The sequence below is a fragment of the Allostella sp. genome, assembly GCF_041913585.1.
Taxonomy (GTDB): domain Bacteria; phylum Pseudomonadota; class Alphaproteobacteria; order ATCC43930; family Allostellaceae; genus Allostella.
On the sequence record NZ_JAYSFE010000018.1, the window covers coordinates 1 to 16445 of the forward strand.

The 16445-nt window shown below is 72.6% G+C and carries 16 protein-coding genes; 11 read left to right on the forward strand and 5 right to left on the reverse strand.

From position 1 onward, the window contains the following. Positions 1 to 1691 (forward strand): glutamate synthase-related protein (locus tag ACE3Q3_RS05370; RefSeq protein WP_374443060.1); only part of this gene is annotated, 1691 nt, incomplete at its 5' end. A 24-nt stretch (positions 1692 to 1715) separates the two neighbouring features. Here ACE3Q3_RS05370 and ACE3Q3_RS05375 read toward each other — a convergent pair. Then, complete coding sequence (locus ACE3Q3_RS05375; protein ID WP_374443063.1) at positions 1716 to 1907, reverse strand: hypothetical protein; 192 nt, start codon at positions 1905 to 1907, stop codon at positions 1716 to 1718. A gap of 308 nt (positions 1908 to 2215) precedes the next feature. Here ACE3Q3_RS05375 and ACE3Q3_RS05380 point away from each other — a divergent pair, with 308 nt between their 5' ends. Beyond that, entirely contained in the window at positions 2216 to 3328 is a 1113-nt protein-coding gene (locus tag ACE3Q3_RS05380; protein WP_374443068.1) for an aspartate-semialdehyde dehydrogenase, read from the forward strand. 21 nt (positions 3329 to 3349) lie between these two features. On the opposite strand, the gene ACE3Q3_RS05385 is transcribed toward ACE3Q3_RS05380, so the two are convergent. Beyond that, positions 3350 to 4780 (reverse strand): amidase, encoded by a 1431-nt coding sequence (locus ACE3Q3_RS05385; protein ID WP_374443071.1) that lies wholly within the window; start codon positions 4778 to 4780, stop codon positions 3350 to 3352. Between the two features lie 113 nt (positions 4781 to 4893). Between ACE3Q3_RS05385 and ACE3Q3_RS05390 the strand changes: the two genes are divergently transcribed. Continuing rightward, entirely contained in the window at positions 4894 to 5562 is a 669-nt protein-coding gene (locus ACE3Q3_RS05390) for a glutathione S-transferase family protein (protein ID WP_374443073.1), read from the forward strand. A gap of 14 nt (positions 5563 to 5576) precedes the next feature. On the opposite strand, the gene ACE3Q3_RS05395 is transcribed toward ACE3Q3_RS05390, so the two are convergent. Next, complete coding sequence (locus ACE3Q3_RS05395) at positions 5577 to 6350, reverse strand: tetratricopeptide repeat protein (protein ID WP_374443076.1); 774 nt, start codon at positions 6348 to 6350, stop codon at positions 5577 to 5579. 40 nt (positions 6351 to 6390) lie between these two features. Beyond that, positions 6391 to 7467 (reverse strand): NAD(P)-dependent alcohol dehydrogenase, encoded by a 1077-nt coding sequence (locus ACE3Q3_RS05400; RefSeq protein WP_374443080.1) that lies wholly within the window; start codon positions 7465 to 7467, stop codon positions 6391 to 6393. A gap of 114 nt (positions 7468 to 7581) precedes the next feature. Here ACE3Q3_RS05400 and ACE3Q3_RS05405 point away from each other — a divergent pair, with 114 nt between their 5' ends. After that, complete coding sequence (locus ACE3Q3_RS05405; protein ID WP_374443082.1) at positions 7582 to 8448, forward strand: SDR family oxidoreductase; 867 nt, start codon at positions 7582 to 7584, stop codon at positions 8446 to 8448. Here the strand turns inward: ACE3Q3_RS05405 and ACE3Q3_RS05410 are convergent. Next, positions 8412 to 9188: an alpha/beta fold hydrolase gene (locus tag ACE3Q3_RS05410; protein WP_374443085.1), complete on the reverse strand. Its 777-nt coding sequence runs from the start codon at positions 9186 to 9188 to the stop codon at positions 8412 to 8414. The two genes, ACE3Q3_RS05405 and ACE3Q3_RS05410, sit on opposite strands and share 37 nt — an antisense overlap. Before the next feature lie 48 nt (positions 9189 to 9236). Between ACE3Q3_RS05410 and ACE3Q3_RS05415 the strand changes: the two genes are divergently transcribed. The 7 genes from ACE3Q3_RS05415 (at position 9237) to pheT (ending at position 16445) form a co-directional block, all read left to right on the forward strand. Further along, a complete protein-coding gene (locus ACE3Q3_RS05415; protein WP_374443088.1) occupies positions 9237 to 10436 on the forward strand; it encodes a glycosyltransferase family 4 protein in 1200 nt (399 codons plus the stop codon). A 1-nt stretch (position 10437) separates the two neighbouring features. Then, a complete protein-coding gene (locus ACE3Q3_RS05420) occupies positions 10438 to 11391 on the forward strand; it encodes a glycosyltransferase family 9 protein (protein WP_374443091.1) in 954 nt (317 codons plus the stop codon). Between the two features lie 97 nt (positions 11392 to 11488). Then, the gene (gene infC, locus ACE3Q3_RS05425) at positions 11489 to 12025 is read left to right on the forward strand and encodes a translation initiation factor IF-3 (protein WP_374443204.1); all 537 of its coding nucleotides are present in this window, start codon (positions 11489 to 11491) and stop codon (positions 12023 to 12025) included. Positions 12026 to 12188: 163 nt separating this feature from the next. Beyond that, positions 12189 to 12392, forward strand: a complete 204-nt coding sequence (gene rpmI, locus ACE3Q3_RS05430; RefSeq protein ID WP_374443094.1) for a 50S ribosomal protein L35 — start codon at positions 12189 to 12191, stop codon at positions 12390 to 12392. Between the two features lie 6 nt (positions 12393 to 12398). After that, on the forward strand, positions 12399 to 12764 hold the full coding sequence (gene rplT, locus ACE3Q3_RS05435) for a 50S ribosomal protein L20 (protein WP_374443097.1): 366 nt from the start codon (positions 12399 to 12401) through the stop codon (positions 12762 to 12764). Positions 12765 to 12969: 205 nt separating this feature from the next. Continuing rightward, on the forward strand, positions 12970 to 14046 hold the full coding sequence (gene pheS, locus ACE3Q3_RS05440; RefSeq protein ID WP_374443099.1) for a phenylalanine--tRNA ligase subunit alpha: 1077 nt from the start codon (positions 12970 to 12972) through the stop codon (positions 14044 to 14046). Then, positions 14043 to 16445 carry a phenylalanine--tRNA ligase subunit beta gene (pheT, locus tag ACE3Q3_RS05445; protein WP_374443101.1) on the forward strand — a complete coding sequence of 801 codons (2403 nt, stop codon included), beginning with the start codon at positions 14043 to 14045 and terminating at the stop codon, positions 16443 to 16445. Before pheS ends, pheT begins: the two co-directional genes overlap by 4 nt.

Below are 16445 nucleotides of genomic sequence, written 5' to 3' on the forward strand. Positions count from 1 at the left end.
AGTACCTCAACAACTGCCGCGAGATCGAGATCAAGGTGGCGCAGGGCGCCAAGCCGGGCGAGGGCGGCCAGCTTCCCGGCTTCAAGGTCTCGGAGATGATCGCCCGCCTGCGCCATTCGACGCCCGGCGTCATGCTGATCTCACCGCCGCCGCACCACGACATCTACTCGATCGAGGACCTGGCGCAGCTCATCTACGACCTGAAGCAGATCAACCCCGACGCCAAGGTCTGCGTGAAGCTCGTGGCGCGCTCGGGCATCGGCACCATCGCCGCGGGCGTCGCCAAGGCCAAGGCCGACGTGATCCTGATCTCGGGCCATTCCGGCGGCACCGGCGCCAGCCCGCAGTCGAGCATCAAGTATGCGGGCATGCCCTGGGAGATGGGGCTGACCGAAGCCCACCAGGTGCTGGTGCTGAACCGCCTGCGCCACCGCGTCCGGCTGCGCGTCGACGGCGGCATCAAGACCGGTCGCGACGTCGTCATCGCCGCCATCCTGGGGGCGGAGGAGTACGGGCTCGGCACGGCCTCGCTGGTGGCGATGGGCTGCATCCTCGTCCGCCAGTGCCACTCCAACACCTGCCCGGTCGGCATCTGCTCGCAGGACGAGGCGCTCCGCGCCAAGTTCGAGGGCACGCCCGAGAAGGTGGTCAACCTCTTCAGCTTCGTCGCCGAGGAGGTCCGCGAGATCCTGGCCGGCCTCGGCGCCCGCTCGCTGGAGGAGGTGATCGGGCGCACCGAACTGCTGGCCCAGGTCAGCCGCGGCAGCGCCGACCTCGACGATCTCGATCTCAACCCGATCCTGGTCGAGCCCGATCCGGGCGGGAACGCGCGCTACTGCACGCTGGAGGGCCGCAACGAGGTGCCGGACACCCTCGACGCCCAGATGCTCGACGACGCAAGGGCGCTATTCGACGCCGGCGAGAAGATGCAGCTCACCTACAACATCCGGAACACGCAGCGCGCCGTCGGCACGCGCCTGTCCTCGATGGTGACGCGGCGCTTCGGGATGACCGGGCTGCAGCCGGGGCACATCACCGTCCGGCTGCGCGGCTCGGCCGGCCAGTCGCTCGGCGCCTTCGCGGTCCAGGGCCTCAAGCTCGAGGTCTTCGGCGACGCCAACGACTATGTCGGCAAGGGCCTCTCCGGCGGCACGATCGTGCTGCGGCCGATGACGGCGAGCCCGCTCGCCACCAACGAGAACACGATCATCGGCAACACCGTCCTCTACGGGGCCACCGCCGGCCGGCTGTTCGCCGCCGGCCAGGCGGGCGAGCGGTTCGCCGTCCGCAACTCGGGCGCGGTGGCCGTCGTCGAGGGCTGCGGCTCGAACGGCTGCGAGTACATGACCGCCGGCACCTGCGTCGTCCTCGGCGACGTCGGCGACAATTTCGGCGCCGGCATGACGGGCGGCATGGCCTTCGTCTACGACCGGAACGAGCGCTTCCCGGTGCGGGTCAATCCGGACACCCTGCTCTGGGGCCGGGTCGAGATGCCGTACTGGGACGGCGTGCTGCGCGACCTCGTGGCCGAGCATGTCCGCGAGACCCAGTCGCGCTTTGCGGCCCAGCTCCTCAACGACTGGGAGACCGAGATCGCCCACTTCTGGCAGGTGGTGCCGAAGGAAGTGGTGTCGAAGCTGCCCCAGCCGTTCCAGCGGCCGGTGGCGGCGGCGGCGACCGGGGACGACTGACCCCCCGGCCGCCGCCGGCCGCCCCTAGGCGGGCTGCGCGGCCAGCTGTTCGGCGAAGGTCGCCACCTCGTGCTCGCGGTCGTCCGGGTCGACGATGCGGACGTTGCGGAAGCCGGCGGCTTCCAGTTCGCGCGCCTTCTTGAGGGCGCCGGCGGCGGTCGTGCGCTCGAGGGCGATCGCGCCGGTCGCGTCGGCAGCGGAAATGCGATAGGCCATGGGGCTCCTTCCCCTGTTCTCGTTGCCCTCGCAGTAGGCGCCCTTCGCCGACGGCTGACAAGGCCGTGGGAACTCCGCCGTTGACAGCTCCGACAGCGCCTCCTTATGGTCCCGGCCCGCATGTTCGCCCAGATGCTCAAGCGCACCACCACCACCAAGAAGCCCTCCGCGGGGCGGCTCCGGTTGCGCGTGCGCTGACGAAAGGCGACAGAGCGAAGAACCGAAGGGCCCCGCCGGACTGGTGGGGCCCTTCGCTTTTCCGGGTCCTTCCTCCGCCGGGTTCATGACCGAACGAGAGGATGACGAGCATGAGCCCCGACCAGCATTTGGCCGACCCGCATTTGGCCGACCCGCATTTGGCCGACCCGCATTTCGCCGCCGCCGCCGATCATGCGGCGCGCCGGCGCCTTCCCGCCCAGCCCGCCGTCGCCGTCGTCGGCGCCACCGGCGCGGTCGGCGTCGAGCTGATCGCCTGTCTCGAGGACCGCGGCTTTCCGCTGTCCCGGCTGCGGCTCCTCGCCTCGCCGCGCTCGGCCGGCAGGACGGTGCTCTTCCGCGACCAGACGCTGGCGGTCGAGGCGCTCGGCGAGGACAGCTTCGCCGGCATCGACCTCGCGCTCTTCTCCGCCGGCAGCGGCATCTCGAAGCGCTATGCGCCGCTCGCCGCCGCGGCCGGGGCGATCGTCGTCGACAATTCCTCGGCCTTCCGCATGGACGCCGACGTGCCGCTGGTCGTGCCGGAGGTCAACCAGGCGGCCGCCGAGGGCCATCGCGGCATCATCGCCAACCCCAACTGCGTCGCGATCATCGCCGCGGTGCCGCTGTGGCCGCTGCACCAGGTGAGCCCGATCGCCCGCGTCGTCGCGGCCACCTACCAGGCGGCCTCGGGCGCCGGCGCGGCGGCGATGGAGGAGCTGCGGGCGTCGACGGCCGCCTATCTCGAGGGGCGCCACTACGCCAACACGGTGCTGGCGCATCCCTACGCCTTCAACCTCTTCAGCCACGACACCGCGGTCGATCCGGTGACCGGCAGCAACGGCGAGGAGGCGAAGGTGATGCAGGAACTGCGCAAGATCCTGGGCGAGCCCGGACTGCGCGTCGGCATCACCTGCGTCCGCGTGCCGGTCCTGCGCGCCCACTCGATCGCGATGACGGTCGAGTTCGGCCGGCCGGTCGGGCTCGACGAGGTCCGTGCGGCACTGGCGGCGGCACCCGGGGTGCGGCTCGTCGACGACGTCGCCCGCAACCACTTCCCGATGCCGCGGGAAGCCTCGGGCCAGGGCGACGTCCTGGTCGGCCGCATCCGCCACGACGCCAGCGACCCCTCGGGCCGCTCGGTCATGCTGTTCGTCGCCGGCGACCAACTCCTCAAGGGCGCGGCGCTGAACGCCGTGCAGATCGCCGAGCGCCTGCTGCCGTAGCGCGTCCGGGGCCGCCGCCGGTCAGGAGATCGGCGGCCGCCGCCCGGCCCAGGGGCGGGCCTGCTCGAGCTGCGCCGCCAGCCGCAGCAGCGTCGCCTCGTCGGCATAGCGGCCGACGAAATGGACGCCGATCGGCAGCCCTTCGCCGTTCCAGGCGAGGGGGAGGGAGATCGCCGGCAGCCCGGCTGCGTTCTCGATCGGGGTGAAGGGAATGTAGGCGCGCAGGCGCTCGCGGTAGGTCTCGGCGTCCATCGCCCCCATGTCGATCTCGCCGAGACGCACCGGCGGCTTGGCCAGGGTCGGCGTCAGCATCAGGTCGTAGCGCTCCATGAAGGCGCCGAGACGCCGGCCGAGCCCGTGGATGGTCAGGATCGCCCGCGCGTAGTCCGCCCCCGACACCCGGTGGCGGCCGATCTCGAGGAAGGCGAGCGTCGACCGTTCCAGCTCGTCGGGCCGCACGGCGCGGCCGAGTGCTGCCTCGCGCAGGTTCACGGTATTGGCGACGTGCGAGCAGACGAGGACCTCGAAGGCGTGCCACAGCGCCTCGTGGTCGACCGGCGGGTCCGCGTCCTCGACGACGTGGCCCAGTTCGGCGCAGAGCTTCGCCGCATCCTGGACGGCGGCCATGCAGTCCGGATCGACCGTCACGCCCGGCGGCACCGCCGTCGACAGCGCGATGCGCAGCCGGCCCGGGCTCGCCGCCACCTCCGACAGGAAGGGGCGGGCCTTCGGCGGGCAGGCGTAGGGGTCGCCGACCGCCGGGCCTTCGACGGCGTCGAGGGCGGCAGCGGTGTCGCGCACGCTGCGGCTGACCACGAGCCCGGCCGACAGGCCGTTCCAGCCCTCGCCGACGTCGGGGCCCATCGGGCAGCGGGCGCGCGTCGGCTTCAGCCCGACCAGCCCGCATGCCGATGCCGGGATGCGGATCGAGCCGCCGCCGTCGGTCGCGTGCGCGATCGGTACCATGCGCGCGGCCACGGCCGCCGCCCCGCCGCCGCTGGAGCCGCCGGCCGACCGATCGGGATTCCACGGGTTGCGGGTGGGGCCGAAGCGGGTGGGCTCGGTCGTCGGCACCAGCCCGAATTCCGGCGAGTTGCTGCGGCCGAGGACGGCGAGCCCGGCATTGCGGAAGCGGGTCACGATCTCGGAATTGTGGTCGGCCAGGAAGCCGTCATAGAAGCGGCTGCCATTGCCGCTGGGCTCGCCCGCGTCGAGCGCGTAGAGGTCCTTCAGGAGGAAGGGGACGCCGTGGAACGGCCCCTGCGGCAGCCCCAGCGAGACCTCGCGGCGGGCGCGGTCGAACTGCCGGTGGGAGACGGCGTTGAGCCGGCCGTCGAGCGCCTCGATGCGGGCGATGGCCGCCTCCAGCACCTCGGCCGCGGACACCTGGCGGTCGCGGATCAGGGCTGCCAGCCCGAGCGCGTCGTATCGGTCGTATTCCTGGAACGCCATGGTCCGTCGCCTCCTTCCGCGATCGCCGCGAGGGCGGAGGCTAGCACGGGTACCCGCCGCCGAAAGGTCCGACTTGGCCCGGCTCGGCGGCTTTCTCTAGAATCGCCGGCACGATGCGGATGCTGCACCATTTCTGGCTCTCGGCCGCCTCGCGCAAGGTGCGAATCGCCCTGCGCGAGAAGGATATCCCGTTCGAGACGACGCTCGAGAAGCCGTGGGAGCGGCGGCCGGAGCTGCTCGCCCTCAACCCCTCGGGCGAGGTGCCGGTGCTGGTCGAGCCCCAGGGCATCGTGCTCTCCGACGGCCAGGCGATCTGCGAGTTCCTGGAGGAGGTCTATCCCCAGCGCCCGCTGCTGCCGCGCGATCCCCGGTCCCGCGCCGAGGTGCGCCGCCTGGTCGGCTGGTTCGACGGCAAGTTCGGTCGCGAGGTGACCGACGCGCTGGTCGGCGAGAAGCTCATCAAGCGGATGACCCGGCGCGAGACGCCGAATTCGGCGCTGATCCGGCTCGGCCTGTCGCAGATCCGCTTCCACCTCGCCTATATCGGCGAACTGGCGGAACGGCGGCGCTGGCTGGGCGGCGACGAGTTCTCGCTGGCCGACATCACGGCGGCCGCCCACCTGTCGGCGGTCGACTATATCGGCGACGTCCCGTGGGCCGACTGCGAGCCGGCCAAGGATTGGTACGCGCGCATCAAGTCGCGCCCGAGCTTCCGGCCGATCCTGGCCGACCATGTGCCGGGCGCCCCGCCGCCGGCCCACTACGCCGATCTCGATTTCTGAGCGGGTGCGCCGGATCACCGGCGCGGTGGCTCCACGCGGACGTCGAGCTTCTCCAGGTTGGCGCGCGCGGCGTCGCCGGCCGGACCGTCGGGGGCGAGCCGCAGCACGGCGATCCAGTCCGCCCGCGCGCCGGCGGGGTCGTTGCGCAGCCGGCGGACGATGCCGCGCTCCAGCAGGGCGTCGGCCGAGCGCGGGTCGAGGGACAGCGCGCGCGCCAGGTCGTCCTCGGCCAGCTCCAGGCTGCCCACCCAGCGATAGGCGGTGGCGCGCAGCACCAGGGGCTCGGCGCGGCGCGGCGCCAGTTCGATCGCCCGGTTGAGGTCGTCGATCGCCTCCCAGTAGTTCTTCGCCGTCGCCAGCACGACGCTGCGGTCGATCCACAGGTCGGCGTCGTCGGGCGCGATCTTCACCGCCTGGGACAGCACGGCGTGCGCCCGTTCGGGCATGCGGGCGGCGAGCCAGGCCTGCGCCGCCTGCTGCAGCAGTTCGACGCGCACGCGCACGGCGTCGCCCCGCCCGTCCGTCGCCAGCCGCTCCAGGCGGACGGCGGCCTCCGCCGGCTGGCCCAGCGTCAGCAGGGCGACCGCGGCACAGTGGCGGGCCGGCAGCCCGCCGCCGCGGCCGTCCCAGGCCGACGCGGTCTCGAAGGCTTCGGTCGCATTGGTCCGCGCGAGGCGCATGCAGCGCGCGTATTCGTCGTTGCCGGGGCGCGGCTGCTGGCCGGCGGCGGGCAGCGCGCCGAGGACGAGGGCGAGGAGGAGCGGCGGGAGGAGCGGGCGATGGGCCATGATGCGGCGCACACTCGCTCCCGCCGCGCCGCCGCGCAAGTTACGGCGTGATCGCCACCTTCAGCACCCCGTCGCGCTGGTGCGAGAAGAGGTCGTAGGCGGCCTCGATGTCGTCGAGCTTGAAGCGGTGCGTCACCAGCGGCTTGGCGTCGATGCGGCCGCTCGCCACCACCGACATCAGGCGCCGCATCCGCTCCTTGCCGCCGGGGCAAAGGGTGGAGACGATCCGGAAGTCGCCGAGGCCGGCGGCGAAGGCGCCCAGCGGGATCGTCAGGTCGCCGGAATAGACGCCGAGCGAGGACAGCGTGCCGCCGGGCCGCAGCGCGCGCAGCGCCGCCTCGAAGGTCTCCTGCCGGCCCAGCGCCTCGATCGCGACGTCGCAGCCGCGGCCGTCGGTCAGGCGCATGATCTCGGCGACCGGGTCGACCCGGGAGAAGTCGACCGTGTGGTCGGCGCCCATCGCGCGGGCCATGGCGAGACGCTCGGGAACCCGGTCGACGGCGATGATGGTGGTCGCGCCCATGAGCCGGGCGCCGGCGGTGGCACAGAGCCCGATCGGCCCCTGGGCGAAGACCGCCACCGTGTCGCCGATCCGGGTCCCGCCCGATTCGGCGCCGCTCAGCCCGGTCGACAGGATGTCCGGGCACATCAGCACCTGTTCGTCGGTCAGGCCGTCCGGTACCGGCGCCAGGTTGGCCATGGCGTCGGGAACGAGCAGATACTCCGCCTGGGCGCCGTCGATGGTGTTGCCGAAGCGCCAGCCGCCCATCGCCTTGAACCCGTGCCGGGTGCCGGCGCCGTCCTGGGAATGGCAGCCGCAGAGGCAGGCGTAGGAATGGCCCGACGGCGTGATCGCGCCGGCGATCACGCGGTCGCCCTCGCGGAAGCCCTGGACCTCCGATCCCAGCTTCCACACCACGCCCACCGGCTCGTGGCCGACCGTGAGGCCGGCCGCGACCGGGTACTCGCCCTTCAGGATGTGGACGTCCGTGCCGCAGATGGTGGTGGTGGTGACCCGGATCACCGCGTCGAGCGGGCCCGGTTCCGGGATCGGCTTCTCGTCCAGCACGATGCGCCCGGGCTCGACGAAGATGGCGGCCTTCATCCGACTGGCCATGGCTCGGCTCCCCTCGCTTGATGGAGACGCGAAAGCACCACGTCCCGGTCGCGGGCGCCTTGACGTGGGTCAAGCGCCGTCACCGCGCCGCAATCGAAGGGCAGGATCGAGGTCATGACAGACATGACTCCGCGCTTTTTCTGCTTCGGCCTCGGCTATGTCGGCGCCGCCGTGGCGAGCGCACTGGCCGCCGCCGGCTGGGCCGCGGCCGGGACCGTGCGCGCGTCGGCGCCGGCGCTGCCGGGCGCGGTCGCCGTGCTTCGCTTCTCCGCCGACATGCCGCTCGATCCGGCGGCGCTTGCGGGCACGACGCACCTCCTGTCGACCGTTGCGCCCGAAGGCGGCCGCGATCCCGTCCTGGCCGCGCTCGCCGCCCCGATCCGCGCCCTGCCGGGGCTGCGCTGGGTCGGCTACCTGTCGTCGACCGGGGTCTATGGCGATCATGACGGCGGCTGGGTCGACGAGGAGACGCCGCCCCGCCCGAGCGGCGCGCGCGGGCGCCACCGGCTGATGGCGGAGGAAGCCTGGCGCGACCTCTGGCGCCATCACGGGCTGCCGGTCCATGTCTTCCGGGTCGCCGGCATCTATGGGCCCGGGCGCAGCGCCGTCGACCTCGTCCGCGCCGGCACCGCCCGCCGCATCGTCAAGCCCGGCCAGTACTTCTCCCGCATCCACCGCGACGACATCGTGGCGGTCCTGCGCGCCTCGATGGCCCACCCGCGGCCGGGGGCGGTCTACAACCTCGCCGACGACCTGCCGGCCGCCCCCGAAGCGGTCGTCGCCCATGCCGCCCGGCTGCTGGGCGTCGCCCCTCCGCCGGCCGAGCCGTTCGCGGCGGTGGCGGAGAGCCTGTCGCCGATGGCCCGGTCCTTCTATGCCGACAACCGCCGCATCGCGAACGGACGGATCAAGCGCGAACTCGGGGTCCGGCTTCTCTACCCGACCTATCGCGAGGGGCTGGCGGCGATCGCCGCCGGATGAGCGGCCAGTGCGTCGACGGCGTCCAGCATCCGCGCGATGTCCTGCGGCCGCGACAGGCGATGATCGCCGTCCTTGACCAGCGTCAGGGTGGCGTCCGCGGTCCCGACATGCTCGAGCAGCCGCTGCGAGACCTGCCACGGCACGTCGCGGTCGCACATGCCGTGGATCAGGCGGATCGGGCAGGTGAGCGGCAGCGGCCGGCGCAGCACCAGGTGGATCCGTCCTTCCTCGATCAGGCGCAGGGTGATGGGGTAGGGCCGGTCGCCATACTCGCTCGGTTCGTGCCAGACGCCGTCGCGCGCCAGGACCCGGCGCACCGGCTCGGGGAACTGCTCCCACATCAGGTCCTCGGTGAAGTCCGGCGCGGCGGCGATGCCGACCAGGCCCGCCACCCGCTCCGGCCGGAGGCGGGCGGTCAGCAGCATCAGCCAGCCGCCCATGCTGGAACCGACGAGGATCTGCGGCCCCGCGGTCAGTCGGTCGACGGCGGCCACGGCGTCTTCCGCCCAGCCGCCGATCGTGCCGTCCTCGAAGCGCCCGTCGGAGGCGCCGTGGCCGCGGTAGTCGAAGCGCAGGAAGGCCCGGCCGGCCGCCCGGCAGTGGGCTTCCAGCGCCAGCGCCTTGGTCCCGGTCATGTCCGACATGAAGCCGCCGAGGAAGACGACGCCCGGGCCGTCGCCCGGGATCCGCGCGTAGGCGAGCTGGCCGCCCCCCGCTTCGATGAAGCCTTCGCCGTTCACCTGGAGTAATCTCTGGCCCGAGTCGTGGATTTGCACATCGAACATAGCATGGAGCCCCGCCTGGGCATGGTGGCGCCGGCGCCGCCGGCAGCGCGCACGGTGCTGCAGCTCCTGCCCGCCCTCCATGTCGGCGGGGTCGAGCGCGGTACGGTCGATGTCGCGCTGGCGCTGCGCGCCGCCGGCTGGCGCGCCATCGTCGCCTCGGCCGGCGGACCCATGGTGGCGGAACTCGAGCGCGCGGGCGCGGTGCACGTCACCCTGCCGCTCGACCGCAAGAACCCCTTCACCATCCGCGCCAACGTCAAGCGGCTGGTCGAGGTGATCGACCGCTACGACGTCGACATCGTCCATGCCCGCAGCCGGGCCCCGGCCTGGGCCGGCTGGATGGCGGCGCGCGCGACCGGCCGCCATTTCGTGACGACGTTCCACGGCACCCACAGCCACGGCAACTGGGCCAAGCGCCGCTACAACGCGATCATGGGCCGGGGCGAGCGGGTGATCGCGATCTCCCACTTCATCGCCGAGCACGCCTACGGCGTCTACGGCGTGCCGCCCGAGCGCATCCGCATCATCCCGCGCGGCATCGACTTCCGCCGCTTCGACCCGGCCGCGGTGACCGGCGAGCGGATGATCCGCGTCGCCAGCCAGTGGCGCGTGCCGGACGGCGTGCCGATCGTCATGCTGCCGGGGCGCTTCAGCCGCTGGAAGGGGCACGAGGTGCTGATCGACGCGATCGCGCGGCTCGACGGGCGCGATCTCGTCTGCGTGCTGGTCGGCGCGACCGAGGAGCGTGATGCCTACCGGGCGGAGCTGGAGCAGCGCATTCTCGCGCTCGGCCTGGGCGCGCGCGTGCAGATGGTGCCCGAGTGCCGCGACATGCCGGCCGCCTACATGCTGGCCGACGTCGTGGTGGTGCCGTCGACCGAACCCGAGGCGTTCGGCCGCGTTCCCGTCGAAGCCCAGGCGATGGGCCGGCCGGTGATCGCGACCGACCATGGCGGGGCGCGGGAGACGGTGATCCCGGGCGAGACCGGCCTCCTGATCCCGCCCGGCGACCCGGCGGCGCTGGCGGCCGCCATCGTCGATGCGCTCGACCTCTCGGCGGCCGACCGGCAGGCGCTGGCCGAGCACGCGATCGCCCATGTGCGAGCCAATTTCGACGTCAACCGCATGTGCGCCGAGACGCTCGGCGTCTATTCCGAGCTCCTCGGCATCGGGGCCGCCGGCGAGCACAGCATCGCCGCCTGAGATGGCCGCGGCCGGGCCGGCCGTCGGCGCGGCCGGGCGCATCCTCGTCATCAAGCACGGTGCGCTGGGCGACCTCGTCCAGGCGATGGGGCCGCTGGCGGCGATCCGCCGCCACCATCCCGGGGCCCGGGTCACGCTGCTGACGACGCCGCCATTCCGCGACTTCCTCGCAGCCTGTCCCGATGTCGACGAAGTGTGGACGGACACGCGGCCGCCGGTCTGGAACCTGCCCGCCATCCTGGCGCTGGCGCGCCGCCTGCGCCGGGGCGGCTTCACCCGGGTCTACGACCTGCAGACCTCGCGCCGGTCGAGCCGGTATCTCGCGCTCTTCGGCCGCCGGCGGCCGGAATGGTCCGGCATCGCGCCGGGCGCCTCCCACCCGCATGCCGATCCGCGGCGCGACGCCATGCACACGCTCGACCGGCAGCGCGCCCAGCTGGCGGCCGCCGGCATCGCCTCGGTACCGCCACCGAGCCTCGACTGGGTCCCGGACGCCCCCCTGCCGGCGGGGCTGCGGCCGGGCGCCTTCGTCGTCCTGGTGCCCGGCGGTTCGGCGCACCGGCCGGAGAAGCGCTGGCCCGTCGACCGTTTCGCCGCGCTGGCCGCGCGGCTCGCGGCAGAGGGGCTGCAGCCCGTCGTCGTCGGGGGCGCCGGCGAGCGCCCGCTCGCCGCGGCGATCCGGGCCCGGGCCGCCGAGGCCCTCGACCTCACCGGGGCGACCGACCTCTTCGACCTCGTCCGCCTCGGCCGCGCCGCCGTCGCCGCCGTCGGCAACGACACCGGCCCGGTCCATCTGCTGGCGGTCGCCGGCGCGCCGACGGTCGTGCTCTTCTCCCGGGCGTCCGACCCGGCACTCTGTGCGCCGCGGACGGGAAGGGTCGCCGTGCTGCGCCGCGACGACCTCGCGGACCTGCCGGTCGAGCCCGTGCTGGCGGCCTTGTCGGGCTTCCGGTGACCGACCCTCTTGCAAGGCGGACGCCCATCGTTAGATTGAGGAATGCGGCCGGCATGGGGAATGCCGCCCGCATTGTCGTGACCAGAGGAGACGATTCATAGCCAGACCCCCATTCGAGCCGGCACCGTCCCGCGACGGACCGCGCGTCAACAACGAGATCCGCGTGCCGCGTGTGCGCCTGGTCGACGAGAACGGCGAGATGGTCGGCGTCGTGTCGACCCCCGAGGCGATGCAGATGGCCGAAGAGGCCGGTCTCGACCTCGTCGAGGTGGCGCCGAACGCCGATCCGCCCGTCTGCAAGATCCTCGACTTCGGCAAGTTCAAGTACGAGGAACAGAAGAAGAAGAACGAAGCGCGCAAGCGACAGAAGATCATCGAGGTCAAGGAGATCAAGCTGCGCCCGGGCATCGACGATCACGACTACGACGTGAAGATGCGCAGCATGCAGAAATTCATCGAGGAGGGCGACAAGGTGAAGGTCACCTTGCGGTTCCGCGGGCGCGAGATGGCGCACCAGGACCTCGGCCTCCAGGTGTTGATCCGGGTGCGCGACGACCTCGAGGCGGTTGCCAAGGTGGAGCAGATGCCCCGCCTGGAAGGCCGCCAGATGGTCATGGTGATGTCGCCGAAATAGGCGGCGGGACGGGGGCGAGCGGGCGGCTTCGAGGCCGCCCTTGCCTTCCGTCCGATGCGTCGCTATAAGCCCGGCTCCCGCCGGCGGCCGGGCTGGTGCGCGGTTTTTTGCGCACGAACGGGCATGCCTTCGCTGCGGCGCGTGACACTCGAGAAGGACCGAAATGCCCAAGATGAAGACCAAGAGCGGGGCGAAGAAGCGCTTCCGCACGACCGGCACCGGCAAGGTGGTGGCGAACGTCGCGCACAAGCGGCATCGCCTCGTCAGCAAGCCGCAGAAGATGAAGCGCAAGGCGCGCGGCACCATGGTGCTCGCCGAGGGCGATGCCCGCCAGGTGCTGAAGTACATGCCCTACGCGAGGGGGTAAGAGACCATGGCCCGCGTCAAGAGGGGCGTCACCGCGCACGCCCGCCACAAGAAGGTCCTCGACATGGCCACGGGCTACCGTGGCCGCGCCAAGTCGAGCTTCCGCATCGCCATCGAGAAGGTCGAGAAGGGCCTCCAGTACGCCTATCGCGACCGCCGCCGCAAGAAGCGCGACTTCCGCGGACTGTGGATCCAGCGCATCAACGCCGGCGCCCGCGAGCACGGCCTGACCTACTCGCAGTTCATGAACGGCATCAAGAAGGCCGGGATCGTGGTCGACCGCAAGGTCCTGGCCGATCTCGCCGCCCGCGAGCCGGACGCGTTCAAGGCGCTCGCCGCCCAGGCGCAGTCGGCGCTCGACCAGGCCGCCTGAGCCGGGTCGCGAGGCGCGTCCATGTTGCCGACCGGTCGATTTACGGGCGCCTCCTAGCCCCGCGGTCGACCGCGCGGGCCCGGGCCGGGCGGCGTCTGCCGCCCATCCGGGCCAGCCAGCACCAAGGGGCCGGAAACGGCCCCTTTTTCTTTGGCTTCGTCCCGGCCGGGAGCTCCCGGGCCGGACAGATTGGGGAATGCCGGCGATGACCGACCTCGAACCGCTGCGCGACCGCCTGATGGCGGCGGTCGCCGAGGCGGCCGACCTCGACCAGCTGGAGGCGGTGCGCCTCCAGGCGCTGGGCCGCAAGGGCGAGATCACCGAGCGCATGAAGACCCTGGGCGGACTGGCGCCCGACGCCCGTCGCGCCGCCGGCCAGCAGCTCAACGAACTGAAGGACGCCATTGCCGAGGTCCTGGAGGCGCGGCGCGCCGCGCTCCAGGCGGCGGCGCTCGAGCAGCGGCTGGCGGCCGACCGCATCGACGTCACGCTCTCGCCCCGGCCGGAGGCCGAGGGCCGCATCCACCCGATCAGCCAGACCGTCGACGAGCTGACGGCGATCTTCGCCGACATGGGCTTCACCGTCGCCGAGGGACCGCACATCGAGGAGGATTTCTACAACTTCACGGCCCTCAACATCCCGCCCGAGCATCCCGCCCGGCAGGAGCACGACACCTTCTACCTGCCGCCGCGGGCCGACGGCACGCGGCTGGTGCTCCGCACCCACACCTCGCCCGTGCAGATCCGCACCATGATGCGGCAGCGTCCGCCGATCCGCATCATCGTGCCCGGCCGCACCTTCCGCTGCGACGACGACGCCACCCATTCGCCGATGTTCCACCAGGTCGAGGGGCTGGTGGTCGACCGCACGACGCACATGGGCCACCTCAAGGGCTGCCTCATCGAGTTCTGCCGCGCCTTCTTCGACATCGACGACCTGCCGGTGCGCTTCCGGCCGAGCTACTTCCCGTTCACGGAACCCTCGGCCGAGGTCGATATCGGCTGCTCGCGCCAGGGCGGCCAGCTCAAGATCGGCCACGGCGCCGACTGGCTGGAGATCCTGGGCTGCGGCATGGTCCATCCCAAGGTCCTGGCCAATGCCGGCGTCGACCCGACCGAGTACCAGGGCTTCGCCTTCGGCATGGGCATCGAGCGCATCGCGATGCTGAAGTACGGCATCCCCGACCTGCGCACCTTCTACGAATCCGACCTGCGCTGGCTGCGCCATTACGGCTTCGTGCCGCTCGACGTGCCGACGCTCTCCGGGGGCCTCGCGCGATGAAGATCACCCTGTCCTGGCTCAAGGACCATCTCGAGACCGACGCCGACCTCGCCACCATCGCCGCCCGGCTCACCATGCTCGGGCACGAGGTCGATGCGATCGACGATCCGGCGCAGCGCCTGGCGCCGTTCGTCGTCGGCCATGTCGTCTCGGCGGTGCAGCACCCGAACGCCGACCGGCTGCGCGTCTGCGTCGTCGACACCGGCAGCGACCGCGTCCAGGTGGTCTGCGGCGCCCCCAACGCGCGCGCCGGCATGAAGGGCGTCTTCGCCCGCTCCGGCACCGTCATCCCGCGCACCGGCCTGCTGCTGAAGGCCGGCCAGATCCGCGGCGAGGCCTCGAACGGCATGCTCTGCTCGGCCTACGAGATGGGGCTGTCGGACGACCACGAGGGCATCATCGACCTGCCGGCCGACGCGCCGGTGGGCCAGCCGTTCGCGCCGGTGATGGGGCTCGACGATCCCGTCCTCGACATCAAGATCACGCCCAACCGGGCGGACTGCCTCGGCATCCGCGGCCTCGCCCGCGACCTCGCCGCGGCCGGCGTTGGGCGGCTGAAGCCGCGCCCGCCGGTGACGGTGCCGGGCACCTTCGCCAGCCCGATCGGCGTCCGCTTCGACCTGCCGGGCGAACTGGCGGCGGCCTGTCCGCTCTATGCCGGCCGCTACATCCGCGGCGTCCGCAACGGGCCCAGCCCCGACTGGCTGCAGAAGCGGCTGCTGGCGGTCGGGCTGCGGCCGATCTCGGTGCTGGTCGACATCACGAACCTCTTCACCCTCGACGTCGCGCGGCCCTTGCACGTCTTCGACGCCGACGCGCTGGCGGGCGACGTCGTCGTCCGCATGTGCCGCGGCGGCGAGTCGCTGGAGGCGCTGAACGGCAAGATCTACGAACTCGACGACGAGATGACCGCGATCGCCGACCAGGACGGGGTCGTCGGCCTCGGCGGCGTGATCGGCGGCGAGAGCACGGGCTGCACGGCGGAGACGGTCAACATCTTCGTCGAATCGGCGCTGTTCGACCCGGTGCGGACGGCCGCCACCGGGCGGCGGCTCGGCTTGCAGACCGATGCCCGCTACCGCTTCGAGCGCGGCGTCGACCCGGCCTCGGCGGTGGCCGGGATCGAGGCGGCGACGCGGATGATCCTCGACCTCTGCGGCGGCGAGGCGAGCCATGTCGTGGTGACCGGTGCCGAACCCGCCCATGCCCGCACCTTCGTGCTGCGCGACAGCCGGGTGGCGACGCTGGGCGGGCTGCCGGTGCCGCCCGAGGAATCGCGGCGCATCCTGGAGACGCTGGGCGCGACCGTCCGGCCCCGCGGCGACGCGCTCGAGGTCGACGTGCCGTCCTGGCGCCCGGACATCGAGGGCGAGGCGGATCTCGTCGAGGAGGTGCTGCGGGTCCACGGCTACGACGCCATCCCGGTGGTGCCGCTGCCGCGCGAGCACGCGGTGACGCGGCCGGCACTGACGCCGGCCCAGCGCCGGGTCGGCCATGCCCGGCGGGCGCTGGCCGCCCGCGGCATGGTCGAGGCGGTGACCTTCTCCTTCATGCCGGCCGGCGACGCGGCGCATTTCGGCGGGGTCGGGGACGCGCTGCGCCTCGTCAACCCGATCAGCGCCGACCTCGACGTGATGCGGCCCTCGGTCCTGCCGAACCTCATCGCCGCCGCCGGCCGCAACGCCGACCGCGGCTTCGCCGATGCGGCCCTGTTCGAGATCGGCCCGCAATATGCCGACGACACCCCGGAGGGCCAGTCCCTGGTGGCGGCCGGCGTCCGCGCCGGCGTCGCCGTGCCCCGCCACTGGACGGCCGCGGCCCGGCCGGTCGACACCTACGACGCCAAGGCCGACGCCCTGGCGGCGCTGGCGGCACTGGCCGCCCCGGTGGACAATCTCCAGACCACGACCGACGCCCCGGCCTGGTACCATCCCGGCCGCTCGGGCGTGCTGCGGCTGGGGCCGATCGCGGTCGCGCGCTTCGGCGAACTGCACCCGGCCGTCCTCCAGGCGATGTCGGTCAAGGGGCCGATGGTCGCCTTCGAGGTGATGCTGGACGCCGTGCCGCTGCCGCGCGGCAAGGGCGGCCATGCCCGCCCGGCGCTCGCCCTCTCGCCCTTCCAGCCGGTGACGCGCGACTTCGCCTTCCTGGTCGAGGACGCGGTGACGGCCGAGGCGATCATGCGCGCGGTGCGCGCGGCGGAGCGCAAGCTGCTCGCCGGCGTCCGGGTGTTCGACGTCTATCGCGGGCCGGGCGTCCCCGACGGGCGGAAGTCGGTCGCGGTCGAGGTGGTGCTGCAGCCGGCGAGCGCGACCCTGACCGAAGAGGAGATCGACGCCGTCGCCGCGCGCATCGTGGCCCAGGTCGCCAAGGCGACGGGCGGCACGCTGCGCGGCTGA